The following is an 18446-nucleotide window of genomic DNA, read 5'->3' on the forward strand; positions in this document are numbered from 1 at the left end:
GCTCCTTAAGCTCTGATCCGGGGTTGCTGTTCCAGTGCATCGACCCGGGAGACATCCACCAGCTTCACCAGCTGGCTCCACAACTGCTGGATGGGACGTACCGATTCGACAGTAACCGTGATCCGCAGCTGTTGGCAATCCTGCTCCATGTTGAGGGCGCAGAGATTGAAACCGCGGTGACGGACCACCCGCAGCACCCGCTCCATCACTTCGGGTCTGGGTTGGGCATGGATTTCCAGGGTGCTGGTATTGAGCTGGTTCATGGGCGTTGCTCCATCATCTTGTGGTTGGCGACTCCTGGCGGCACCAGGGGCCAGACATTTTCTTCCTCTGAAATAGCCACATGCAGCAGATAGGCACTCTCGCTCGCCAGCAGGCGATCCAGTGCCGGACCTATCTCTTCCTTGCATGTGATGGTCTCGCCGGGAATGCCGAAGGCGGCAGCCAGGGCGACGAAATCGGGGTTGTCGGACAGATTGGTCTCGCTGTAGCGACCGTCGAAGAACAGCTCCTGCCATTGGCGCACCATGCCGAGGCGCTGGTTGTCCAGCAGCACCATCTTCACCTTGAGCCGGGCACGGCGGATGGTGCCGAGCTCCTGCACGTTCATCATGAAAGAGCCGTCGCCGCTCACCAGTACCACCTCATCATCGGGGCGCGACATCTTGGCGCCGATGGCGGCGGGCAGGCCGAAGCCCATGGTGCCGAGGCCGGCACTGGAGAGATGGTTGCGCGGGCTGGTAAAACGCATGTGCTGGGCCACCCACATCTGGTGCTGACCCACGTCGCAGGCCACCACGCTGGTGTCAGACAGCTGGCTTGAAAGCTCTTTGAGCAGGGCCGGGGCGTAGATGGCCTGACCCGGATGGTCGTAGCGGAAGGCGTATTCCCGAGCCATGGTGACGCAGTGCTCGCGCCAGGGGTCGAGGGTCAGCGTCATCGCCAGGGCGGGCAGCACACGCTTGAGATCCGTGGTGATGCCCACATCGGCGGCGCGGCGCTTGCCGAACTCGGCGGCGTCCACATCCAGGTGGATCACCTTCGCCTCGGGGGCAAACTCTTCCAGCTTGCCGGTCACCCGATCATCGAAACGGGCGCCTACCACCACCAGCAGATCGCACTGCTGTACCGCCAGGTTGGCGGCCTTGGTACCGTGCATGCCGAGCATGCCCAGATAGACGGGGCTGTCGGGGTCGAGGGCACCAATCCCCTTGAGGGTGGTGACCGCCGGCATCCCAGTGGTGGCGGCAAAGTAGCGCAGCTGCTGCTCGGCATTGGCCATGCCCACCCCACCGCCGACGTAGAGTACCGGACGCTCAGCACCGGCCAGCAGGGTACGGGCGACCGTCAGTTCGGCCGGATTCAGGGGGTCGGGTTCCTCCACGGCAAACAGCGGGCTTTGAGAGGGAACGGCGGCCAGTTGCACATCCTTGGGCAGGTCGATGAGCACGGGGCCCGGACGCCCTTCGGTGGCGATGGCGAAGGCTTCGGCAATGACCCGTCCCAGATCCGCCGGGTCCGTCACCATGAAGGAGTGCTTGGTGCAGGAGAGGGACATGCCGAGCACGTCCACTTCCTGAAAGGCATCGGTACCGACGGCGGCGCAGGGCACCTGGCCGCTGATGGCCACCAGCGGTACCGAATCGAGCAGTGCCTCCGCGAGGCCGGTGACCAGGTTGGTGGCGCCGGGGCCAGAGGTGGCGATGCAGACCCCCACCTGACCGGAAGCGCGGGCATAACCCACCGCGGCCATGGCGGCCCCCTGCTCGTGGCGGCAGAGCTGATGGGCCAGGCCACCGTCATACAGGGCGTCGTAGACCGGCATGATGGCCCCGCCCGGGTAACCAAACACCTGGGTCACACCCTGTTTCTTGAGAGCCTGTACCAAAAACTGCGCGCCGTTCATGTGGAAAATCCTGTCCTTTGGTCGAAAAAAAACCCCCGGGCCGTGAGGCTCGGGGGTCGCTTGTTTCGTTCTGTCCGGTGGTGGGTCTATCCCTTGTTCCGTGCAGCCAAACGAGCCCCGAGCGGTGAGATAATAATCACCACTAGGACCACAATAATGCTGACGAAACGGGAGGCCATGTTCATAGTTACAACCGGAAATCCTGTGAAATGGGAGCGGAGCTTGCCGCGAATGGCTATTAGAACTAGCACGGTGATTTTTATTGGGCAAGCACTTTTTACCTGACAAGACTCTGATTTTAACTGCTCTGAAACCTGACAACTGGAACAAAAAACTAATAAAAAACGGTTAACCAGCATATACATCAAACCAAGGACGGTATTTATGTCATTAGCTGTTGTTTATAGCCGTGCCAGCCTGGGGATAGCGGCGCCGCAAGTCACGGTGGAGGTGCACCTCTCCAACGGCCTGCCCGCCTTCAACATGGTGGGGCTGCCGGAAACCTCGGTGAAGGAGTCGCGGGATCGGGTGCGCAGCGCCCTGCTCAACGGCAATTTCGAGTTCCCGAGCAAACACATCACGGTCAACCTGGCCCCTGCGGATCTGCCCAAAGAGGGGGGTCGCTTCGACCTGGCCATCGCCATCGGCATTCTCGCCGCATCCAAGCAGATACCCGCAAGATACCTGCTCGATCACGAATTTTTAGGGGAATTGGCCCTGACGGGCGAGATCCGCCCCGTGCTTGGGGTGCTCCCCTCGGTGCTCGCCTGCCGCGACGCAGGGCGCACCCTGCTGGTCCCACGGGAGAACGGTCCGGAGGCTTCCCTCATACAGGATGCCGAGGTGCGCACCGCCCACCAGCTGCTGGCAGTCACCGCCTGGCTGGCGGGCCAGTACGAACTACCGCTGCCGGAACCCCAGAGCGCGGAGATCCTGCCCGACGTGCCGGATCTGCAGGATGTGATCGGTCAGTCCCAGGCGAAGCGGGCGCTGGAGATCGCCGCAGCTGGCAGCCACAACCTGCTGTTCATCGGCCCCCCCGGCACCGGCAAGAGCATGCTGGCCAGCCGTCTGCCCGGCATTCTGCCACCGCTGAGCGAACAGGAGGCGCAGCAGACCGCCGCCATCCACTCCATCGGCGGCCTCACCCCCCGCGCCGGCCACTGGCACCACAGGCCGTATCGCACGCCCCATCACAGCGCCTCGGCGGTGGCGCTGGTGGGCGGGGGTACCCATCCCAGGCCTGGCGAAATTTCCCTCGCCCACAACGGGGTACTGTTTCTGGATGAACTGCCGGAGTTCGAGCGCAAGGTGCTCGACTCCCTGCGCGAGCCGCTGGAAACCGGGCACATCACCATCAGTCGTGCCGCCCGCCAGGTGGATTTTCCCGCCCGCTTCCAGCTGGTGGGTGCCATGAATCCCAGCCCCTGCGGCCATTATGGCGACGGCCAGACCCGCTCCAGCCCGGATCAGATCCTGCGCTATCTGGGCAAGCTCTCCGGCCCCTTTCTCGACCGGTTCGATCTGACGGTAGAGGTCCCGCTCTTGCCCAGGGGGAGCCTGACCGGCAAGGCGGAGCGGGGGGAATCGAGCCAGCAGATACGCGAACGGGTGCTGGGGGCGCGAGAGCGCATGCTGAGTCGCAGCGGAAAACTCAATAACCTGCTGGATAGTCGTGAAATCGAAGATGTTTGCAGATTATCGCCACAGGATGCCGAGTTTCTGGAAGGTGCCATCCAGAAGCTGGGGCTCAGCATCCGGGCCTGGCACCGCATCCTGCGGGTATCGCGCACCATCGCCGATCTGGCGGGGCACGCCACCATCGAGAGAGCCCATCTGATCGAAGCCCTGGGCTATCGTGCCATGGACAGGCTGTTGTCGCGGCTGCGCGGGGGCCAGTGAGCGGGGGAACGGCAGCAGCCACCACCCGACTCGGAAAGGGCGCCACCATGGTCTAGTCGTGGGCCGGCTGATATTATGGCAACAGATCTGACCACTTGGTTGCCATCCACCGATACGAAGACGGATTCCACCATGCCCAACAAGCTGATAGAGCGACTGCGCGGCAGCCTCTCGACCCTGCTCTATTTCATCAACACCCTGTTCTGGTTTGTCCCCGTCCTGCTGCTTGGCCTCATCAAGCTGCTGCTGCCCTTCAAGGGGGCGCGACGTCTCTGCAACACACTCCTGGACGGCTGCGCCACCCACTGGATAGGTTTTAACAATCTGATCCAGAAAACCATCATCAACACCCCTTTCGATGTGGTCGGAGTGGACAAAGGGCGCCGGAATGAGTGGTATATGGTGATTGCCAACCACCAATCCTGGGTCGACATACTGGTATTGCAGCGGATTTTTAATCAAAAAATCCCCTTCCTGAAGTTTTTCCTCAAGAAAGAACTGATTTGGGTACCTTTTCTCGGTCTGGCCTGGTGGGCGCTGGATTTCCCATTCATGCGGCGTTATTCCCGAAAATTTCTGGAAAAGCACCCGCATCTGAGGGGAAAAGACATAGAAACCACGCGCAAGGCGTGTGCCCGTTTCCGCCATATGCCGGTGAGTGTGATGAACTTCGTGGAAGGGACCCGCTTCACCGTCGGCAAGCACGACAGGCAAGGGGCACCCTATCGTCATCTGCTGCACCCGAGAGCAGGGGGCATCGCCTTCACCCTGGCGGCCATGGGGGATCAACTGCACAAGCTGGTGGATGTGACCATCGCCTATCCCGGCGGCGTCCCCAGCTACTGGGACTTCATGTGCGGTCGGGTCAAGGAGATCAAGGTTCGGGTCCGCTTTCTGCCGATCGAACGCAATCTGGTGGGGGATTACTTCAATGACCCCGAGTTCCAACAAGAGTTTCAACAGTGGTTGAACGGGATCTGGCACGAGAAGGACCAGACCCTGGATAAGCTGCTGGCGGACAAGACGCAGTAAGACACTCATGCCAAACCTGCTCCCGGGCCCCCTGGTGCTGTTCATCAGCGCCGGCCTGACCATACTGTTTACCGCCCTGTGTGCCAGCCTGATCCTGCTGGTTTCTCTGGCCAAACTGCTGCTGCCCGTGCCGGCCTTTGGTCGCGCCTGCAGCCGGCTCAACAATCGCTTCATGGGCCTGTGGCTCGGTTGCAACGCCCTGGTGATCCGCCTCACTACCCGCATCGACTGGCAGATTGAGGACAATACCCGGCTGCGCAAGGATGGCTGGTATCTCATCATCAGCAACCACATGAGCTGGACCGATATCGTGGTGCTCGGCCACCTGTTTCGCAATCGTCTGCCGGTGCCCAAGTTCTTCATGAAGCACGAGCTCATTTACATCCCGCTGCTGGGGCTCGCGTGCTGGGGGCTGGACATGCCCTTTATGCGCCGCTATTCGAGAGAGTTTCTGTTAAGAAATCCGCATCTGCGGGGCAAGGACATCGAGACCACCCGCAACGCCTGCGAGAAGTTTCGCCACATTCCCACCACCGTCATCAACTTCGTGGAAGGAACCCGCTTCACCGAGCAGAAACGGGATGCGGCCCGCTCCCGCTATCGTCACCTGATGCCGCCCAAGGCGGCAGGACTGGCCTTTACACTGGCGGCCATGGGCGAGCAGTTCGACAGCCTGATCAACGTCACCATCCGCTATCCGGACAACGCCGAGACCCCGTTCAAGGACTTCCTGATGGGGCGGGTAAAACGCATTCAGGTGCGGATTGAGGAGCTGCCGGTGAATGAGCAGCTGATTGGAGATTACTTCAACGACAAGCAGTTCAAGCGCGGTTTTCAGGAGTGGCTAAACCAGCGCTGGCAGGAGAAGGACGAGGTGCTGGAGGGGTGGCAGAGCGGTCAGTCACCGCTGCCAGTTGCCGCCAAATCCGGGGAGGAATCCAAAGAGAGTGCCGAGGCCAACTCGGCCAACTGATCTTCGGAAAAGACTGCAATCCCGTGGCGGCGCAGCAGGGCAGTGGTCTTGCCCTCGCCCGCCACAGAAACACCTTCGAAGCGGCCGTTATAGATACGGCCGCTACCACATGAGGGGCTCCCCTCTTTCAGAAGGGCAAAGCGAATGCCCTGCGCCTGACAAATAGCCAACGCCAGCTCGGCGCCGCGATCAAACTCTTCAGTCACATCCAGCCCGCTCGCCGTCACTACCAGCTCGCCCTGTCGCTCGGCAGGGGGGCGTGGGGTCGGCAAACCGCCAGCCACTTCGGGGCAGAAGGCCAGCACCCGCCCCTCGGCACCCAGCTCACTCAGCCAGTCGCTGACAATCCCCTTGCTCTGACCGTCGTAACGCACCGGCTGACCAAGCAAGCAGGCACTCACCAGCACCTTGTGCACGCCGGTCTCACTCATGCTTCCGCTCCATGCATCACCTGATCGAACATCACGCAGCAGGGGCTCTCCAGCCGATAGAGAATGGCGGGGCGCTGTTTGCCGGTGCGTTTGCGGCCGGTATCTACCAGAATGTCGGCGCGATGGATCCGCTTGCGAAATGCCGCCGTATTCATGGGTGTTTGCAGGATGATTTCGAAGGCGCGCTGCACCTCGGAGAGGGTGAACTCGGGCCCCAGCAGTTGCAGCGGCAGGGTGCTGTAGCGGCTCTTGATCCGCAGCCGCTCCAGCCCCTTGGCGATGAGCTGGACATGGTCGAAGGCGAGGCTCAGCCCCGGCAGGTTGGCGAGCGGATGCCAGCAACCGTGGATCGCTTCCACTTCCGGATCCACCAGGCAGAGATAGACCAGGGTCGTGGACCAGCCGCGGGGATCCCTCTCCAGATTGCCGAGGGTGCAGACCTGCTCACTGTAGCAGTCACCCAGACCCCACTCCGCCAAAAGACGGCGCTGGGCGGCATCCAGATCCCGATCCCGGGTCTCGTCGATGCGCAGCGCAGGCAGTTGCCAGCAGTGGGCAAAGGGGGGGCGATCGCGGGTCTCGAGGAGCAGCTCGAGCCGCTCCTCATGCAACCGCAGCACCACCATATCCAGACTCATTCTCAGCATGCCGATCGCCCTGCTCGCCTTCCATTAATGTTTGGTAGATAATATCACACGAATAGTATGTGCAGGAGCCAATCATGGGAACCGTCGCCAGCCTGGATATTGATGCGCAGAAGGGCTTTACCCCCCTCTGCCCGAACGAACTGCCCGTTGCGGGCGGTGATGATATTGTGGCTGCGCTCAACGCTCAGGCCACCCTCGCCACGCTGCGGATCGGCAGCAAGGACTCTCACCCCGCCAATGCCGACTGGGCCGTTTCTGACCCCGCCGGCATGCTGCTGCCGCTGGATCTGCCCAATGCAGACCTCACCTGGCCGGTGCACTGTGTACCGGGCAGCAAGGGGTTCGAGCTGCTCGACGGCCTGCCCGCCCCCATCGACTATGACTTCTTCGTCTGGAAGGGGGTCGAGCCTGATCTGCATCCCTACGGCACCTGCTTCCACGACCTGGCCGAACGGCGCAGCACCGGACTCATCGAATTCCTGCAAGCCCGCCAGGTCGATACCGTGCTGGTCGGCGGCCTCGCCACCGACTACTGTGTCAAAACCAGCGTGCTGCAACTACGCCGCGCCGGTTTCCGGGTAATCGTCCATCTCGATGCCTGCCGTGGTATTGCACCCGCGACGGTTGCCAGCGCCCACACCCAGATGATCGAGGCAGGGGCCGAACTGGCCCAGACCCTGATCGATGTACAACGCCTGCTGGACGCCTGATATGCCACCGATTCTTACCAGCCTGCTCGACACCGATGCCTGCACGTTACATATGCGGCAGGGGAGCTCCATCGTGCTCACCAGTCTGCGAGGAGCCTGATATGCCCCCAATCCTCACCAGCCTGCTCGACACCGACGCCTACAAGCTGCATATGCAGCAGGCGGTGTTCCATCGCTATCCGGATGCCGAGGTGGTGGCCGAGTTTCACAGCCGCAATGAAGAGGATCTGCTGCCCATGATGGGGCAGATCGAGGAGCAACTGCGCCTCGCCGGCTCCCTGCGACTGACCAAGCCAGAGCTCGATTTTCTGGCCGAGCGCCCCTTCTTCACTCCTGACTACCTCGACCACCTGCGCCGCAAGCCGCTCGACGCCTCCCTGCTCAAGGTGTTCGAGCAGGATGGCCGCATCAATGTGCGGGTCGAGGGCCCCTGGCAGGATGTGATCCTGTGGGAAATCCCGGTGCTCGCCATCATCAGCGAGATGCGCAACCGCTTCCGCTACCCCCAGTTCGGCGTCAGCCACGCGCTGGAGCGGCTCGATCAGAAGATCGACAAGCTGGAGAAGGAGCTGAGCAGCGACGAGATGAGCGAGTTCAACCTCATCGACTTCGGCACCCGCCGCCGCTTCTCCCACGCGGTACAGGATGCGGTAGTGGGTCGCCTCAAGGAGCGACTGCCGGCGTTTCGCGGCACCAGCAACTATATGCTGGCCCAGAAGTACAAGCTGCCCGCGGTCGGCACCCAGGCCCATGAGTGGTTCCAGGCGCACCAGCAGCTCGGCTTCCCGCTGGAACACAGCCAGCGCGCAGCCCTCACCAGCTGGCTGGACGAGTTCACCGACCATCTCGGCATCGCCCTGACCGACTGCATCACCATGGATGCCTTCCTGCGGGACTTCGACTTCGAGCTGGCCAGCAGCTATCAGGGCTTGCGCCACGACTCTGGCGATCCCGTGGTGTGGGGCGAGAAGGCGATCAGCCACTATCAGCGCCTCGGCATCGATCCTACCGACAAGACCCTGGTCTTCTCCGACGGGCTCAACCTCGACAAGGCGGTGCAGCTGTTCCGTCACTTCCGTGGCCGCATCAATACCAGCTTCGGCATCGGCACCAAGCTCACCTGCGATCTGCCCGGTGTCAGCCCGATGAACATCGTGTTCAAGCTGATCGAGTGCAATGGCGGCCCGGTTGCCAAGATCTCCGACAGCCCGGGCAAGACCCTCTGCCGGGATGCGGAGTTTATCCGCAACCTCAAACAGGCGTTCCACGTCGGGGTCTGATCTTCGAGATCGCCAGAAAACAAAAAGCCCGCCGGTTCACACCGGCGGGCTTTTTATCGACTCAAGGGGTATCAGTCTTTCTTGGCCAGCAGGAACTGCACCAGCTTGTTGAACTGCTCTTGAGAGGTGATGGATTCAATCTTCACCATGTACTTGCCGTTCACCAGGAAGGCCGGTACACCGCGAATGTTGTAGCTCTCGGTGTTGCGATCGAACTGGGAGACCATGCCGGAGACGGCGAAGCTGTCGACGGCACCGTCGAACTCTTCAGCCGGTACGCCGTTGTCCACGAAGATCTTCTTCACATCGTCACGGCTCATCGGCGGCTGACGTTGGGTGTGGATCTTGGTGAAGATGGCCGGAGTCAGCTTGGCTTCGGCATTGAGCAGGCTGGCAACGGCATAGGCACGCTGCATCTCGGGGCCCATTTCGCGGCCGAGGAAGGCAACCGGGTTCTTCTTGAGGGGCACACCCTCTGGCAACCCGGCCTTCAACTGTTCAACGATCGGTTCGAAGGTGGCGCAGTGCGGGCAGTAGTAGGAGAAAAACTCCATCACTTCCGGCTGGGCACTGCCAGTCTGTTTGACCACATCGTAGTTGACGCCTTCCTTGAACTCGGGGGCGGCGTGAACCATGGGGATCATCAGCATGGCAGCAAGGAAAAATAGAACTTTTTTCATGATGTTTCCTGTTAAGGGATCACTGTGAGGCACGCCCGGCGAACCGAAGCAGTGCCAAGCCTATTGTTTCGCCATGCTAACGTCAATGGTTAGGGCCGGAGATCGAGTCCCACTGGCCGCGCAATATCCCTTCCATTTCACCAGTTTGGCATCAGGCTCAGCGGCGGCGCCTTGAGTGCCTCCAGCTGATCGTGCAGTGTCGCTATCTGCTGGCGCCAGTAGTGATCGGTATTGAACCAGGGGAAGTGACGGGGGAAGGCGGGATCTTCCCAGCGCCGTGCCAGCCACGCCATGTAGTGAACGATGCGCATCGCTCGCAGCGGCTCGATCAGCGCCAGCTCCCGCGAGTCGAACTCCATAAACTCCTCGTAGCCCGCCAGCAGGGTGTCGAGCTGGATCTGCTGCTCGTGGCGCTCGCCGCTCAGCATCATCCAGAGATCCTGAATCGCGGGGCCGGTGCGGCAATCATCGAGGTCGACAAACATGGGGCCATCGCGCCAGAGGATGTTGCCCGGGTGGCAATCGCCATGCAGGGAGATCTGCGCCACATCCAGGGTCATGGCATCGCTGACATGTTTAATCAGCTCGTCCAGCACCCCGAAGAATTGCTTCGCCAGCCCGCTTGGCAGCCACTCGCCAGACGCCAGCAGCTGACGCGGTTCGTGCAGCATGCTCTCCACATCGAGCCGCACCCGATGATGAAACGGCTTGCTGGCGCCGATCTGATGAATGCGACCGAGGAAACGCCCCACCCACTCAAGCTGGTCGAGATTATCCACCTCGAACTGGCGGCCACCGACGCTCTGCCAGATGGCAAAGGGGTAGCCCTCGTGCTCCAGCAGGGTCTCGCCCTCGAAGGCGAGCGGTGCGGCGACCGGGATCTCAGCCTCCGCGAGACGGGTGGCAAACTCGTGCTCCTCGAGGATCTGGGTCCGGCTCCAGCGCCCGGGACGGTAGAACTTCACCACATAGCGGCGACGATCCTCATCCTGAAACTGGTAGACCCGGTTTTCGTAGCTGTTGAGCTCGATAAGGCCGGAGTCGAGCCGCAGGCCACTGAGATCGAGCGCATCCATGATGAGGTCGGGATTGAGGTCGGAATAGTTGAAACGCATGTCATCCACCATAAGAAAGGGGCGCCGTTGCGCCCCATTCTATCACTACTACCCGCCATTGCCGTGCTCGCCGGTGACCGGACTGGTGTCACGCCCCGCCCGCAGCCACACGCAGTTACAACCGGCTGATAAACTTGCTGCCCTGGCGCAGGTTGCCCTTGCTGTCATCGGGCGCAGCCCCCTCCCGTTTCAGCACAAACTGGATATCCAGCGCCGGCCGTTTCAGGTTGTAGGGATCGACCGCCAGACTGACCGGCAGGGTGTAGATCTCGCCCGCCTTCAGGGTCACTTCACGGGGGCCGAACCACTGATACTCGGGCAAGCCCTCTACATCCAGCTGGTAGGTCTGGGACTGCAGGGTCTTGTTGAGGATCTTGAGGGTGTAGGTGTTCTCGATAAGCCCCTCGCTGTTTTCGCGGAACAGCTGGTTGCGATCCCGCAGGATATCGAGCCCCATCGGCATGATGGACATGGCGTTGTAGACAAATACCCCCAGCATCACCGCCATCACCAGCCCGTAACCGATCAACTTGGGCCGCGCCACATGGGTGGAGTCGTTGGCCAGCTTGTGCTCTGTGGTGTAACTGATGAGCCCTTTCGGGTAGCCCATCCGCTCCATGGTCTGGTCGCAGGCATCGACGCAGGCACCGCAGTTGATGCACTCATACTGCAGGCCATCGCGGATATCGATACCGGTCGGACAGACCTGCACGCAGAGATCGCAGTCGATACAGTCACCCAACCCCATTGCCTTGGGATCCGCCTTGCGGGAGCGGGCGCCACGGGTCTCGCCACGCTTGGTGTCATAGCCGACGATGAAGGTGTCCTTGTCGAACATGGCGGACTGGAAGCGGGCATAGGGGCACATGTGGATACACATGATGGCACGCATCCAGCCTGCATTGCCGTAGGTGATGATGGTGAAGAAGAGCACCCAGAACAGCACCCATCCGCTGGCCTGCAGGGTGAAGAGATCCGGCACCAGTTCAGTCACATCCTGGAAGTAGGCGACGAAGGTCAGGCCGGTCACCAGTGAGATCGCCAGCCAGGCCAGATGCTTGGCTCCCTTGCGGGCCAGCTTCTCGCCGCTCCAGGGCGCCTCGTCCAGCTTGCGCCGCTTGTTGGCGGGCCCCTCCAGCTTCTCTTCAAACCAGATGAACATGAAGGTCCAGACCGTCTGCGGGCAGAGATAGCCACACCAGACCCGACCGAGGAAGGTGGTAATAAAGAAGAGTCCGAAGGCGGCGATCATGAAGAGCCAGGCGAGCAGGGTCAGATCCTGCGGCCAGATGGTGGCGCCAAAGATATGGAACTGCTGGTGACCGAGGTCGAACAGCACCGCCTGTCGCCCGTCGTAACGCAGCCAGGGCAGCAGCACGAACAGCGCCACAAAGAACCAGCCCATGGCCTTGCGCATCCGCTGCCAATACCCTTTCTGAGCCCGCACATAGATGCGGTTACCCGGGTTGAATCTGTCGTCGCTGGCTTTGAACGTATTGGGGTTGAAGGTCCCGGTTACGCCCTTGTCGGTGACGTCCTTGATATCGATTTTATCGTGGTCGGCCATTGCAAGACATCGCTCCCTTATTTGTTATGGAGCGGATTATATCTTAAACAGCATGCTAATTGTGTGGATTAGATGTATCTAATATTGGGGTTGGATCTCAATTTTCGGCAACAAAAAAGCGCATCACCCCGAGGTGATGCGCTTCCGCTAAAGATTCACTTGATTCCGCGTGCCTTGAGCAGTGCCTCTTTGAAATCGGGCACATGATCCTTGGCCAGACCGGGGATCATCGCCTGCTTGTCGGATTCCCGCATCTTGAGGTGATAGATCAGCATGTCGTCGGTCAGCTCGGACAGAGGCCCTTCAAATCCCGCTTCTTGGGCCAGTTTGGCAACAAACTGCACCAGGCTGAGATCCTGTTCCTTGATCCAGGCAGGCTGCAACAACTCCAGCAGCTCTTCGATACGATGACATTGCATAGACAACCTCTTTAATCTGTCACGTTAAATTCAGGCAACCTTACCCATCAAGGCTACTTCGATTCGATCCCGCCCATTATGCTTGGCCTGATAGAGTGCCGCATCCGCTTTTTGGATCAAATCGGCGATTTTCATGCTGTTGTCCGGTATCAGTGTCGCAACACCAAAACTACATGTGACCCGACCGGAGACCAGTGACTTCTGGTGCGGGATGGCCAGCTCCTTGAGCGCCTGCCGCACATTGTCGGCCACCTGCAGCGCCCCCTGCATGCCGGTGCAGGGCAGCAGCAAGGCGAACTCTTCGCCCCCGTAACGGGCCGCCAGATCGTCCTCGCGCCGCTCCACCTCGGCCAGCAAGCCCGCCACCTGTTGCAGGCAGTCATCCCCCAGCTGGTGACCGTAGAGATCGTTGAACTGCTTGAAGTAATCCACATCTACCAGCACCAGCGACAGCGGCGCCCGGGCACGATGGCAACGGCGCCAGGCCCGTTCCAGAGAGTCGTCGAGATGGGCGCGGTTGGCGATGCCGGTCAGGCCATCGAGGCGGGAGGTGAGACGCAAATGCTCGGAGACCGCCTTCAGTTCGGCCACCAGCTCGGCGTTGGAGAAACGGTGGTGGAGCGAGGCGATCTGATCCCGCCGCATCCGGCGCAACAGGGTCGGCAGAAAGACAAACAGATAGCCCGCCAGCATGCAGGAGACGATCCGCTCCTGCTCGTTGCCATTGCCCAGCTCGAACAGCATCGCCATGCCCAGCGGCAGGGCGGAACCATAGAGGGTACGGCGGCTGCCAAACAGCATGATGGCGCTGCCGGTAAGAATGAGGCTGGAGAGCATCATCATGGCGGCCCGGTAGGTATCGGGCAGCTTGTCCATGTAGAGCAGCACCCCGAGAGCCCAGATGATGGAGGTGATGGTGGCTCCGATAAAGAGCTCCCGCTCCAGCACCGGCAGCGGAGTCTGGTGCAGGCGGGCGCGGCGCCAGCGCAGGTGCCAGCCCCGACCCAGCAACCACAGGAAAGTGCCTGCCAGCCAACCGAGCGCTTCGATGGCGGGTAGATAGTCGTGAAACAGCAGACTCCAGCCAAATGCCAACACGCCCAAACAGGGGAGACTGAACGATGCATGGGTATAGAGCTGGGCCATAATGGCCTGCTTAACCTGGCGTGTCACACTCTGGGTCAACTGAGTACTCCTGTACAAGAGCCGAGCAGTCTACCATTACCCCCTGACCCGCAACAATAAAGCGCCGCTTATTAAGAAGTTAATCAATCAATAACGATTTCTTCTGCGCTGGCAGGTGAGTCCTTGCTCACCCCTTCTCCAATTCGTCGAGGATCGGGCACTCGGGATTTTCATCCCCGTGGCAGCAGCAGACCAACCCTTCCAGGGAGGTAAGCATGGCCTGCAAACCGGCAATGCGGGCGCGCAGATCGACGATCTTCTCCTGCGCCAGCTTCTTCACCTGGGCGCTGGTTCTGTGTTCGTCCCGATAGAGCGCCAGCAGCTCCTGACACTCCTCCAGATTGAAGCCGGTCTCCCGCGCCCGCTTGACGAAACGCAGCTCGCGCAGCGCCCCCTCGGTGTAACTGCGGTAGCCGTTGTCACTGCGTACCGGGGCTGTGATGAGGCCAATGCTCTCGTAATAACGGATGGTCTTGGCGGTCAGCCCTGTGGCCTTGGCAACCTTGCTGATGTTCATTTATGCCTCCTTACTGATCGGGTTGGATGCTGGCCCGTGCGCCGCCCTGGGCTGCCAGCGTTTCAATAACAGGGAATTGCTCAAAACGGTGATGCTGCTCAGGGCCATTGCCGCTCCCGCCAGCTCGGGGCTCAGGTAGCCCAGCGCCGCCAGCGGAATGCCGATGATGTTGAAGACGAAGGCCCAGAACAGATTCTGCTGGATGGTGCGCCAGGTCGCCGCCGAGATATCGATGGCATCGGCCACCAGCCGTGGGTCGGATCGCATCAGGGTGATGGAGGCGGTCTCCATCGCCACATCGGAGCCGGAGCCCATGGCGATGCCGACATCCGCCGCCGCCAGCGCCGGGGCGTCGTTCACCCCGTCCCCCACCATGGCCACCAACCCGCGGGTTTGCGCCCGCAGCGCCTCCACTTTCTCCACCTTGCCGGCCGGCAGCACGGAGTCAAAGGCACCGTCCAGCCCCAGCTTTGCGGCAATATGGGCCACCGGAGCCGGTGCATCGCCGCTCACCAGCCAGCTGGCGATGCCACGTTGACGCAGGGTGGCGATGGCTTCCGGACTCTCGGGGCGCAGGGTATCGGCCAGTGCCGCGATCCCCGCTACCACGCCGTCGATAGCGACCCAGACCCGGGTAGCCCCATCGGCGGCTTGTTCATCCTGTTGCGGCATTTCAATCTCGAGCTGGGCCAGCAGGGAGCCATTGCCGATAGCGACCCTATGGCCCGCCACCTGACCGACTATGCCGGCACCGACCCGCACCTCGACCGCCTCCGGCTGAGGCAGTGCCACCCCGCTGCCGACCGCCTCGCGCATCGCCAGCGCCAGCGGGTGTTCACTCGCCTGCTGCAGGGCGGCGGCGAGGCGCAGTTGCTCGTCATTGCCACCCCAGCTCGCCAGTACCGGCTTGCCTTGAGTGAGGGTGCCGGTCTTGTCGAAGATCAGCGCCTTGATGGCGTGGGCCTTCTGCAGGGTATCCACATCCTTGATCAGAATGCCGTGGCGCGCCGCCACCCCGGTACCGGTGACGATGGCCGCTGGTGTCGCCAGCCCCAGCGCACAGGGGCAGGCGATCACCAGCACCGCCACAGCAGCCAGCAGCGCCTGAGCAAAGTCGTTGCTGATGGCGTACCACACCAGCAGGGTGAACAGGGCTATGGCCATCACCACCGGTACGAACACGGCAGAGACCTTGTCCACCAGCTGTTGCAGCGGTGCCTTGCCCATCTGGGCACTCTCCACCAGTGCGATGATCTTGCTGAGACTGGAGTCCTCCCCCACGGTAGTGGCTTCGATCTCCAGCACGCCGGAGCGGTTGATGGCTCCGCCCAGCACCTTGTCGCCCGCACTGCGCGGCACCGGCAGACTCTCGCCGGTGAGGATCGACTCATCCAGTTCGCTGGCGCCGCTCAGGATCTTGCCATCCACCGGCACCCGCTCACCCACCAGCACCCGCAGCCGATCGCCGCGCAGCACCTCGTCGATGGCCACACTCTGCCAGCTCTCGCCACGCCAGACGGTGGCGGTTTCCGGCCGCAGCGCCATCAGTTCGCGAATGGCGGACTGGGTGCTGCGGCGGGCTCTCGCCTCCAGCAGTTTTCCCAACGAAATCAGGGTAATGATGATGGCGCTCGCCTCGAAGTAGAGCTTGCCGCTGGCGGCCATCCCCAACGTCAGCAGCAGATAGAGGCTGTAGAAGTAGGCGGCGCTAGTGCCGGTTGCCACCAGCACATCCATATTGGCGGAACGGTTCTTGATGGCGAGCCAGGCGCCGCGATAGAAACGGGCCCCGATCCAGAACTGCACCGGGGTGGCGAGCAGCAGCTCGAGCCAGGCGGGCAGATGCCAGGGGAACAGTCCAGCCATGGCCAGCATCCCCACCAGCAGCGGCAAGGTGAGCAAAGCCGAGATGATGACCCGGGTTTGCGCCTGACGGGCAGTGGCGGCCTCCTGCGCTTCGCGCTCCAGCAACTGCTGGCGGCGGCCGCTGGCCGAGCCTTGTGCCAGCTGGGCGCCAAAGCCGAGTGCCTCGATCTGCTCGCGCAAAGCGGCCGGGGTCTGCATCCCGGGCACCAGCACGATCCGGGCCTGTTCGATGGAGAAGTTGACCTCTGCCGAGATAACGCCGGGCAGCGCGGCCAGCATCTTGTTCAGTCGAGCCGAACAACCTGCACAAGTCATACCGGTAATTTGAAACAAACAGGTCTCGCTGCCGTAGTCGTAACCCTGATTCTTGATGCTGTCGAGCACCACTGGCAGACGGTCGGCGCTGGCCAGCTCGATGGCCGCCTGCTCCAGCGCGAAGTTGACGGTGGCCGATACCCCGTCGAGTTTGTTGAGGCTGGTCGCGATGCGGCCTGCGCAGTTGGCACAGCTCATGCCGCTGAGCGGCAACTGCAGATGAATGGGTGATTGAAGATGAGTGGTCATGTTGTTCCTCCCCGGAACCCGTCGGCACCACAAAACGCCGACGGGCAAACCCTAACCTTTACTGTAAGGGTAAGCTCAAGCCACATGATCCACTTTTTGCAGATGAAAAAACGGCGCCCGTTTGCTGCCAGAGAACAAACGGGCGCCGCATTCAGCTATTGCGCGGTGCGAGCGGAACTCAGATACCGTACTGGGCGCGATAAGCCTTCATGGCCGCCAGTTGTGCTGCCAGCTCCGGCTGTTCGGCCTGCTTCTCTTCCAGATACTGGATCAAGTCGCTCATCTGGATGATGGCGATGATGTGAGCGCCATAGTCACGCTCCACTTCCTGAATGGCGGAGAGCTCGCCCTTGCCCTTCTCCTGACGGTCCAGCGCGATCAGCACGCCCGCCAGCGAGGCGCCGTTGGCCTGGATCAGATCCATGGATTCGCGGATGGCGGTACCGGCGGTGATGACATCGTCCACCAGCATGATCCGCCCTTTGAGCGGGCTGCCCACCAGATTGCCACCCTCGCCATGATCCTTGGCCTCCTTGCGGTTGAAGCACCAGGGCACGTCCACATCGTGCTGCTCCACCAGCTGTACGGCAGTGGCGGAGGCGATGGGGATCCCCTTGTAGGCCGGGCCAAACAGCACATCGAACTCGATACCGGCATCCATCAAGGCGGCGGCATAGAAGCGGCCGAGACGGGCCAGATCGCGGCCGCTGTTGAACAGACCGGCGTTGAAGAAGTAGGGGCTTTTACGACCGGATTTCAGGGTAAATTCACCGAATTTGAGGACCTGTTTCTCCAGGGCGAACTCGATAAATTGACGCTGGTAGGCTTTCATTCTGGCTCCTTGCTTGGCTTGTCGTTGTCTTGTGTGGGGGTATAAAAAAACGCGGTCAATGCCGCGTTTTTAAAATTATGAAAGTGACTGCTTCTGCAGCGCAATGATGTCGGCGATGCCGCCCTTGGCGAGCGCCAGCATCTCCAGCAGCTCCTCATGGGTGAAGGGCTCGGCCTCCGCGGTGCCCTGCACCTCGATGATGCGACCATCTTCGGTCATCACCACGTTCATGTCGGTCTCGGCGGCGGAGTCTTCGATGTACTCCAGATCGCAGATGGCTTCGCCCTGATACATGCCGACGGAGACGGCGGCGATCATCTGCTTGAGCGGGCTTTGCTTGATCATGCCCTTCTCGACCATCCAGTTCAGCGCATCCACCAGCGCCACGCAGGCACCGGTAATGGAAGCGGTGCGGGTGCCGCCATCGGCCTGCAGCACATCACAGTCAACTGTGATGGAGTGCTCGCCCAGCGCAGTCAGGTCTACCGCGGCGCGCAGGGAGCGGGCGATCAGACGGGAGATCTCCAGAGTACGGCCACTCTGCTTGCCGGAGGCCGCTTCACGGTTCATCCGGGAGTGGGTGGAGCGCGGCAGCATGCCGTATTCGGCAGTCACCCAGCCCTGATTCTTTCCTTTCAGGAAGCGCGGCACGCTGGTGTCGACGCTGGCGGTGCAGAGCACGCGAGTGTTACCGAACTCCACCAGCACTGAGCCTTCTGCATGTTTGGTGAAATTGCGGGTAATGGTAACCGGGCGAAGTTGCGCGGCACTGCGATCGCTTGGACGGGACATGGAACGGACCTCTGGGCTGGCTCAAATT

General features: G+C 61.5%; 18 protein-coding genes. 5 read left to right on the forward strand and 13 right to left on the reverse strand.

Going from position 1 to position 18446, the window contains the following annotated elements:
• Positions 1–5: 5 nt before the first annotated feature.
• Both ilvM and ilvG read right to left on the reverse strand, forming a co-directional pair.
• Positions 6–263, reverse strand: a complete 258-nt coding sequence (ilvM, locus tag ACTG2U_RS12270; protein WP_010676086.1) for an acetolactate synthase 2 small subunit — start codon at positions 261–263, stop codon at positions 6–8.
• On the reverse strand, positions 260–1906 hold the full coding sequence (gene ilvG / locus ACTG2U_RS12275; protein WP_139739345.1) for an acetolactate synthase 2 catalytic subunit: 1647 nt from the start codon (positions 1904–1906) through the stop codon (positions 260–262). The genes ilvM and ilvG overlap by 4 nt, the downstream gene beginning before the upstream one ends.
• Before the next feature lie 384 nt (positions 1907–2290).
• Here ilvG and ACTG2U_RS12280 point away from each other — a divergent pair, with 384 nt between their 5' ends.
• From ACTG2U_RS12280 to ACTG2U_RS12290, 3 genes are all read left to right on the forward strand, one after another.
• Positions 2291–3808, forward strand: coding sequence for a YifB family Mg chelatase-like AAA ATPase (locus tag ACTG2U_RS12280; protein ID WP_039039682.1), 1518 nt, complete (start codon positions 2291–2293; stop codon positions 3806–3808).
• A gap of 132 nt (positions 3809–3940) precedes the next feature.
• A complete protein-coding gene (locus ACTG2U_RS12285; protein WP_039039683.1) occupies positions 3941–4840 on the forward strand; it encodes an acyltransferase in 900 nt (299 codons plus the stop codon).
• Between the two features lie 7 nt (positions 4841–4847).
• On the forward strand, positions 4848–5813 hold the full coding sequence (locus ACTG2U_RS12290) for an acyltransferase (protein ID WP_439974535.1): 966 nt from the start codon (positions 4848–4850) through the stop codon (positions 5811–5813).
• On the opposite strand, the gene ACTG2U_RS12295 is transcribed toward ACTG2U_RS12290, so the two are convergent.
• Both ACTG2U_RS12295 and ACTG2U_RS12300 read right to left on the reverse strand, forming a co-directional pair.
• On the reverse strand, positions 5738–6244 hold the full coding sequence (locus tag ACTG2U_RS12295; RefSeq protein WP_224969114.1) for a DUF523 domain-containing protein: 507 nt from the start codon (positions 6242–6244) through the stop codon (positions 5738–5740). The two genes, ACTG2U_RS12290 and ACTG2U_RS12295, sit on opposite strands and share 76 nt — an antisense overlap.
• Entirely contained in the window at positions 6241–6891 is a 651-nt protein-coding gene (locus tag ACTG2U_RS12300) for an NUDIX hydrolase (RefSeq protein WP_129504937.1), read from the reverse strand. The genes ACTG2U_RS12295 and ACTG2U_RS12300 overlap by 4 nt, the downstream gene beginning before the upstream one ends.
• Before the next feature lie 74 nt (positions 6892–6965).
• Here ACTG2U_RS12300 and ACTG2U_RS12305 point away from each other — a divergent pair, with 74 nt between their 5' ends.
• Both ACTG2U_RS12305 and pncB read left to right on the forward strand, forming a co-directional pair.
• Complete coding sequence (locus ACTG2U_RS12305; RefSeq protein ID WP_005356142.1) at positions 6966–7601, forward strand: nicotinamidase; 636 nt, start codon at positions 6966–6968, stop codon at positions 7599–7601.
• 101 nt (positions 7602–7702) lie between these two features.
• Positions 7703–8881 carry a nicotinate phosphoribosyltransferase gene (gene pncB, locus ACTG2U_RS12310; protein ID WP_005339605.1) on the forward strand — a complete coding sequence of 393 codons (1179 nt, stop codon included), beginning with the start codon at positions 7703–7705 and terminating at the stop codon, positions 8879–8881.
• A gap of 71 nt (positions 8882–8952) precedes the next feature.
• On the opposite strand, the gene ACTG2U_RS12315 is transcribed toward pncB, so the two are convergent.
• The 9 genes from ACTG2U_RS12315 to rph all read right to left on the reverse strand — a co-directional run bounded on the left by ACTG2U_RS12315 (position 8953) and on the right by rph (position 18418).
• The gene (locus tag ACTG2U_RS12315) at positions 8953–9561 is read right to left on the reverse strand and encodes a thiol:disulfide interchange protein DsbA/DsbL (RefSeq protein WP_005339604.1); all 609 of its coding nucleotides are present in this window, start codon (positions 9559–9561) and stop codon (positions 8953–8955) included.
• A gap of 137 nt (positions 9562–9698) precedes the next feature.
• Positions 9699–10688 carry a serine/threonine protein kinase gene (locus ACTG2U_RS12320; RefSeq protein ID WP_439974536.1) on the reverse strand — a complete coding sequence of 330 codons (990 nt, stop codon included), beginning with the start codon at positions 10686–10688 and terminating at the stop codon, positions 9699–9701.
• A 103-nt stretch (positions 10689–10791) separates the two neighbouring features.
• The gene (ccoG, locus tag ACTG2U_RS12325; RefSeq protein ID WP_005356121.1) at positions 10792–12243 is read right to left on the reverse strand and encodes a cytochrome c oxidase accessory protein CcoG; all 1452 of its coding nucleotides are present in this window, start codon (positions 12241–12243) and stop codon (positions 10792–10794) included.
• A gap of 155 nt (positions 12244–12398) precedes the next feature.
• Complete coding sequence (locus ACTG2U_RS12330; protein ID WP_005339598.1) at positions 12399–12662, reverse strand: YihD family protein; 264 nt, start codon at positions 12660–12662, stop codon at positions 12399–12401.
• Between the two features lie 30 nt (positions 12663–12692).
• Positions 12693–13847 carry a GGDEF domain-containing protein gene (locus tag ACTG2U_RS12335; RefSeq protein WP_005339596.1) on the reverse strand — a complete coding sequence of 385 codons (1155 nt, stop codon included), beginning with the start codon at positions 13845–13847 and terminating at the stop codon, positions 12693–12695.
• A 127-nt stretch (positions 13848–13974) separates the two neighbouring features.
• Positions 13975–14364 (reverse strand): Cu(I)-responsive transcriptional regulator, encoded by a 390-nt coding sequence (gene cueR / locus ACTG2U_RS12340; RefSeq protein ID WP_005356117.1) that lies wholly within the window; start codon positions 14362–14364, stop codon positions 13975–13977.
• Positions 14365–16794: a heavy metal translocating P-type ATPase gene (locus ACTG2U_RS12345; protein WP_439974537.1), complete on the reverse strand. Its 2430-nt coding sequence runs from the start codon at positions 16792–16794 to the stop codon at positions 14365–14367.
• A 178-nt stretch (positions 16795–16972) separates the two neighbouring features.
• Complete coding sequence (gene pyrE / locus ACTG2U_RS12350) at positions 16973–17626, reverse strand: orotate phosphoribosyltransferase (RefSeq protein ID WP_010676102.1); 654 nt, start codon at positions 17624–17626, stop codon at positions 16973–16975.
• 75 nt (positions 17627–17701) lie between these two features.
• Positions 17702–18418, reverse strand: a complete 717-nt coding sequence (rph, locus tag ACTG2U_RS12355; RefSeq protein WP_005339589.1) for a ribonuclease PH — start codon at positions 18416–18418, stop codon at positions 17702–17704.
• Positions 18419–18446: the final 28 nt, after the last annotated feature.

Origin of the sequence: Aeromonas sp. 95A (assembly GCF_051919235.1) — a bacterium.
In the GTDB taxonomy this organism is placed as follows: Bacteria; Pseudomonadota; Gammaproteobacteria; order Enterobacterales; family Aeromonadaceae; genus Aeromonas; species Aeromonas veronii.

Bases quoted from the DNA above. Each gene is read 5' to 3' on its own strand.
- ACTG2U_RS12330 (WP_005339598.1), bottom strand. From the start codon at position 12,662: ATGCAATGTCATCGTATCGAAGAGCTGCTGGAGTTGTTGCAGCCTGCC.
- ACTG2U_RS12320 (WP_439974536.1), bottom strand. From the start codon at position 10,688: ATGGTGGATGACATGCGTTTCAACTATTCCGACCTCAATCCCGACCTC.
- ACTG2U_RS12280 (WP_039039682.1), top strand. From the start codon at position 2,291: ATGTCATTAGCTGTTGTTTATAGCCGTGCCAGCCTGGGGATAGCGGCG.
- ACTG2U_RS12315 (WP_005339604.1), bottom strand. From the start codon at position 9,561: ATGAAAAAAGTTCTATTTTTCCTTGCTGCCATGCTGATGATCCCCATG.
- ACTG2U_RS12285 (WP_039039683.1), top strand. From the start codon at position 3,941: ATGCCCAACAAGCTGATAGAGCGACTGCGCGGCAGCCTCTCGACCCTG.
- ilvM (WP_010676086.1), bottom strand. From the start codon at position 263: ATGAACCAGCTCAATACCAGCACCCTGGAAATCCATGCCCAACCCAGA.
- pyrE (WP_010676102.1), bottom strand. From the start codon at position 17,626: ATGAAAGCCTACCAGCGTCAATTTATCGAGTTCGCCCTGGAGAAACAG.
- ccoG (WP_005356121.1), bottom strand. From the start codon at position 12,243: ATGGCCGACCACGATAAAATCGATATCAAGGACGTCACCGACAAGGGC.
- pncB (WP_005339605.1), top strand. From the start codon at position 7,703: ATGCCCCCAATCCTCACCAGCCTGCTCGACACCGACGCCTACAAGCTG.
- ilvG (WP_139739345.1), bottom strand. From the start codon at position 1,906: ATGAACGGCGCGCAGTTTTTGGTACAGGCTCTCAAGAAACAGGGTGTG.
- rph (WP_005339589.1), bottom strand. From the start codon at position 18,418: ATGTCCCGTCCAAGCGATCGCAGTGCCGCGCAACTTCGCCCGGTTACC.
- ACTG2U_RS12290 (WP_439974535.1), top strand. From the start codon at position 4,848: ATGCCAAACCTGCTCCCGGGCCCCCTGGTGCTGTTCATCAGCGCCGGC.
- ACTG2U_RS12345 (WP_439974537.1), bottom strand. From the start codon at position 16,794: ATGACCACTCATCTTCAATCACCCATTCATCTGCAGTTGCCGCTCAGC.
- ACTG2U_RS12300 (WP_129504937.1), bottom strand. From the start codon at position 6,891: ATGCTGAGAATGAGTCTGGATATGGTGGTGCTGCGGTTGCATGAGGAG.
- cueR (WP_005356117.1), bottom strand. From the start codon at position 14,364: ATGAACATCAGCAAGGTTGCCAAGGCCACAGGGCTGACCGCCAAGACC.
- ACTG2U_RS12305 (WP_005356142.1), top strand. From the start codon at position 6,966: ATGGGAACCGTCGCCAGCCTGGATATTGATGCGCAGAAGGGCTTTACC.
- ACTG2U_RS12295 (WP_224969114.1), bottom strand. From the start codon at position 6,244: ATGAGTGAGACCGGCGTGCACAAGGTGCTGGTGAGTGCCTGCTTGCTT.